A 3,977-nucleotide genomic window follows, 5' to 3' on the forward strand; every position below is an offset into this window, starting at 1 on the left:
CGGCGCGTGCCAGTATGGATTGACGATGATCTCGGTGATCTTGGAATTGACGATCGGCGTCTGGCGATCGATCTTGCCGACGATCGCGGTGTGGCGAAGCACGACGCGGTCGTTCTCGACCGCTTCGACCTGGGCTGCCGGAATGTCGACCAGCACGTAGCGGCTGCCCAGCGTGCCGGCCTTCTCGCGCAGCCGCTGCAGATTGGTCTGCAACTGGCCAAGCCGGATCTGCGCCGAAACGTTCATCGCCGCATAGGTGTATTTGCCCATCGAGCCATCAGCCGGCAGGCCGTGACGCAGTTGGAAGCGCTTGACTGCCGAGTCGACATAGGAATCGAAAGCCGTCGAAATGCCGGCGCTCTGCGACAGGTCGCCGGAAACCATCAGCCGCTTGCGCAACGGCACCACATCGGGATCATCGACGCCAAGCTGCAGCTTCTTGGTCGCGGGAACCTCGACCCAGCCACCCTGCCCGACAATGTTCTGGTATTGCCCGACCGCCTGTTCCGTGAAGGCAACGGTCTGCGGGCTGAAGATCGGCAGCGTCGAAGCCACCTTGCCACCCTCGCTGGCGCGGGCGTCGAACTGGTCGTCCCAATTGCCGCGCGCCGAGGATTTCAGGATATCACCGATCACATCCTGCGCATTGGCGCCGCCGGCGACCACCGCGGCTGCGAGCGCGGAGGCTCCGGACAGGAAAAAACGACGGCTGGTTTTCATGGACGTTCCAGACATTGGTAGCAGTTCGATCACTTGCTGCGTTGATCACCGGGCGATCTCGCCCGCACTGTAAAATTGGCAATCTTAACAATTAGCCAACCATGGTCCGTATCAGCTTGGTGTGACAATGCACAGGCGCGATACGGGCTGCGGGTGAACGCATGGCCTTCACCACAGCATCACTGCCATTCTCGGTTCCATTGGAATATGGCGGCAACGTGGCCTTGCGGCCAAATCCGACCGGCCAGCATTCCGAAAAGAACGGACCGTGCTTTTTGGGTATCGATCGGCGATCGACCACGCGGTGCAATGACCAGCCAAATCAAAGAAAGGCCGATGCCTCTCGGCACCGGCCCTGACTGAAGGTCGATATTTCGGCCGCGCTTCTGTGGCGCGGGCCGGATCCGATGCGGCGGATGTCTTACATCCTTACATCCGGTAGGCGATGGTGTCGTTCCAGAAGCGGTCGAGCCGCTGCAAAGCGCGGTTCATCTGCTTGAACTCATCGGTGTTGATGCCGCCGACCTGTTCGATCGAGCCGACATGACGCTCATAGAGGCCGGCGACGACCTCGGCCACCTCATTGCCCTTCGGCGTCAGCGAGACACGGACCGAACGGCGGTCGATGCGCGAGCGCTGATGGTTGATGAAGCCGAGATCGACCAGCTTCTTCAGATTGTAGGAGACGTTCGAGCCGAGATAGTAGCCACGCGAGCGCAGCTCGCCCGCGGTCAGTTCGGAATTGCCGATGTTGAACAGCAGCAGTGCCTGGATGGCATTGATGTCGGAACGGCCGTTGCGGTCGAATTCGTCTTTGATCACATCAAGCAGGCGGCGGTGCAGCCGTTCAACAAGCTGCAGCGATTCCATGTACAGGGAACGGATAGCCTCACGGCGATCGTCGGATACGTTGGCGGTCTTCGCCGCCGGACGCGAATTGATCATTGTCTTTGCCTCTCGTTTGTCGCCCTGGTGATTTTTTGTTTTTCACCTTGATCGCGACACTATCGAATACTCATAAAATTCGACTTAAACGCTAGGGCTAACAAGAGCTTACCGGTAAGAGGTTTCGGAAGAGGCTTAACGAACGGTCACCCGAGCAAGGATAATTAACCTAAAGATTTCGGCAACGATTGCAGGGCTCATTCGAGGCGACAGCCGGGCCGCCAATGGGTTCAACGGCTTAGTGGCGGACCGGGCGCTTCTGCAGGTAGATGACGACGCGAAAGACGACGTAGAGCACCGCCACCGCCGCATGCGAGACGACAATCAGCAAGCGGTGGCCGAACAACTCGGGAAAGCCGGCGTACATGACCGTCTCGGTCACCGCGCAAATGAACCATATCACCGGGCCCCAGGACGCCAGCATCCACAGGCCGGCAGCGGCAAAGGGAAAGAACACGGCGAGCACCACCGCCGCGACCTGCCAGTGCACGGGCATCAGGTCGAAACGCCACAGTGTGCCCGGATAAAAGCCGATCAGCTTGATCCAGTAGAGAATGCCGAACAGCAGGCAGTAGCCCGATATGACGCGCTGGAACCAGGCGAAGATCACCTCCACCCCCGAGGGCTGCAGAACGATGCGCCTTGAGGTCACCTCGCTCATATCAGGAGTTCCCGTTCGCCGAGCGGAGCGAAATAGGCGTCGACATCCGCTTCGCTGACCGCTGCGAGGCTTGCCGGCCGCCATTGCGGCTTCGAGCCCTTGTCGATGATGGCAGCGCGGATGCCTTCGTAGAAATCATGGCCGGCGAGCATCCGGTTGAGGATGCGGAACTCCATCTTCATGCAGGCTTCCATGGACAGCGTCAGTCCGGCGCTGATCTGCCGCCAGGCGACGCGCAGGCTGGTCGGCGAGCGGGTGCGGATCGTCGCCAGCGTCTTTGCCGCGAACTCATCGGCGGCGGCCGCACGCTCGAGGCTGTCGATGACGCGGTTCAGGGACGGTTGCGAAAAATGACGGACAATCGCCTCCAGCGTCGGCCTGTCGGTTTCTCGCCTTGCCTGCACGAAGAAGCCGCGCAGCACCGATTCCGGATCGCCGGTCAACGCCAGCCGGTCGAGGAAGCCAGCCTGGTCCTCGGCCTTGATGGTATGGGTGGCCAGCCCAGACCACAGCGCATCGCCATATCGAATGCGATTGCCGGTCAGCGCCAGATACATGCCGAAGGAGCCGCCGAGATCGGGCAGCAGGTGGCTGGCGCCAACATCCGGAAAGAAGCCGATGCCGACTTCCGGCATGGCAAACTGGGCATTCTCGGTCATCACCCGGTGCGAGCCGTGGAAGGAGATGCCGACGCCGCCACCCATGACGATACCGTCGATCAGGGCGACATAGGGCTTCTTGTAGCTGTTGATGCGGGCGTTGAGCCGGTATTCGTCGGCGAAGAACTCGACCGGCGGTTTTCCCGCCCGACCTGTCTCATAGACATGCAGGATATCGCCGCCGGCCGAAAAGGCCCTGCCCTCTGCCTTGACGACGATGACGTCGATGCCCTGGTCGGCCTCCCAGGCGGAAAGAGCGGCGTCGAGCGCCCCGATCATGCGGTGCGTCAAGGCATTGAGCGCCTGCGGCCGCGTCAAGGTGACGACGCCGGCCCGGCCCAGATGTTCGAAGCGGATCTCGTCGCCTCCGCCAAAATCCATCGTGAAAGAATCCCTCTCCCGGCCGCCGGGACTGAAGTGCTAAAGCGTGGCGCATGGGTGCGTCAATGGCGAGGACACCGGTGCAAGCTCTGGCCCGGACCAGGAGCCAGTGCTAAAAATAGAGCTGCAATACGGAAAACTGGGTAGAGTTCATTGCAGCGTACCTGCTGGGTCTTCGAACGGGACGATTGTTTATGACTCGATTTTCGCACCTTGCGCCGGTGGCAATCGGGCTGAGCCTCTGCTTGGCTGTTCACCCGGTCATGGCGGGGACTTTGGAAGACCTCTACAGCTCGCAGACCATCGTCAACGGCAAGTACGAGAAGAACCGCCAGTCCGGCTTCAAGCGCTGCCTCGACGCGGTTCTGGTGCGGGTTTCCGGCGATCAGCGCCTGCCGGCGAAACCTGAAATGACGGCATTGCGCGACAAAGCCGGCACCTTCGTCGCCAGTTTCCACTATCGCGACCGCATGGAAGGCATTCCCAACCATGACGACCAGGGCACGTACGATCGGCCTCATAATCTCTACTGCCAGTACAAGCCTGCTGACGTCGACCCGGTGCTGGCTTCGCTCGGCAGCAGGCCGTGGCTGACCGAGCGAAGCCAGCAC

General features: G+C 61.0%; 5 protein-coding genes. 1 reads left to right on the forward strand and 4 read right to left on the reverse strand.

All coding sequences use genetic code 11. The features are described 5' to 3' along the window. The 4 genes from EN879_RS26905 to EN879_RS26920 all read right to left on the reverse strand — a co-directional run. The coding region (locus EN879_RS26905; RefSeq protein ID WP_164774598.1) for a peptidoglycan-binding protein at nucleotides 1–720 on the reverse strand (720 nt) is incomplete at its 3' end. A gap of 429 nt (nucleotides 721–1,149) precedes the next feature. Beyond that, complete coding sequence (locus EN879_RS26910; protein ID WP_008875359.1) at nucleotides 1,150–1,665, reverse strand: winged helix DNA-binding protein; 516 nt, start codon at nucleotides 1,663–1,665, stop codon at nucleotides 1,150–1,152. Nucleotides 1,666–1,903: 238 nt separating this feature from the next. Then, nucleotides 1,904–2,326, reverse strand: a complete 423-nt coding sequence (locus tag EN879_RS26915) for a DUF6163 family protein (RefSeq protein ID WP_024504684.1) — start codon at nucleotides 2,324–2,326, stop codon at nucleotides 1,904–1,906. Continuing rightward, nucleotides 2,323–3,366 carry an enoyl-CoA hydratase/isomerase family protein gene (locus EN879_RS26920; RefSeq protein WP_013532256.1) on the reverse strand — a complete coding sequence of 348 codons (1,044 nt, stop codon included), beginning with the start codon at nucleotides 3,364–3,366 and terminating at the stop codon, nucleotides 2,323–2,325. Before EN879_RS26920 ends, EN879_RS26915 begins: the two co-directional genes overlap by 4 nt. A 194-nt stretch (nucleotides 3,367–3,560) precedes the next feature. Between EN879_RS26920 and EN879_RS26925 the strand changes: the two genes are divergently transcribed. Then, nucleotides 3,561–3,977: DUF2066 domain-containing protein (locus EN879_RS26925; RefSeq protein ID WP_127274348.1), on the forward strand; the 417-nt coding region annotated here is incomplete at its 3' end.

It is taken from the genome of Mesorhizobium sp. M7A.F.Ca.AU.002.02.1.1, assembly GCF_003998535.1.
GTDB classification, from domain to species: Bacteria; Pseudomonadota; Alphaproteobacteria; order Rhizobiales; family Rhizobiaceae; genus Mesorhizobium; species Mesorhizobium ciceri.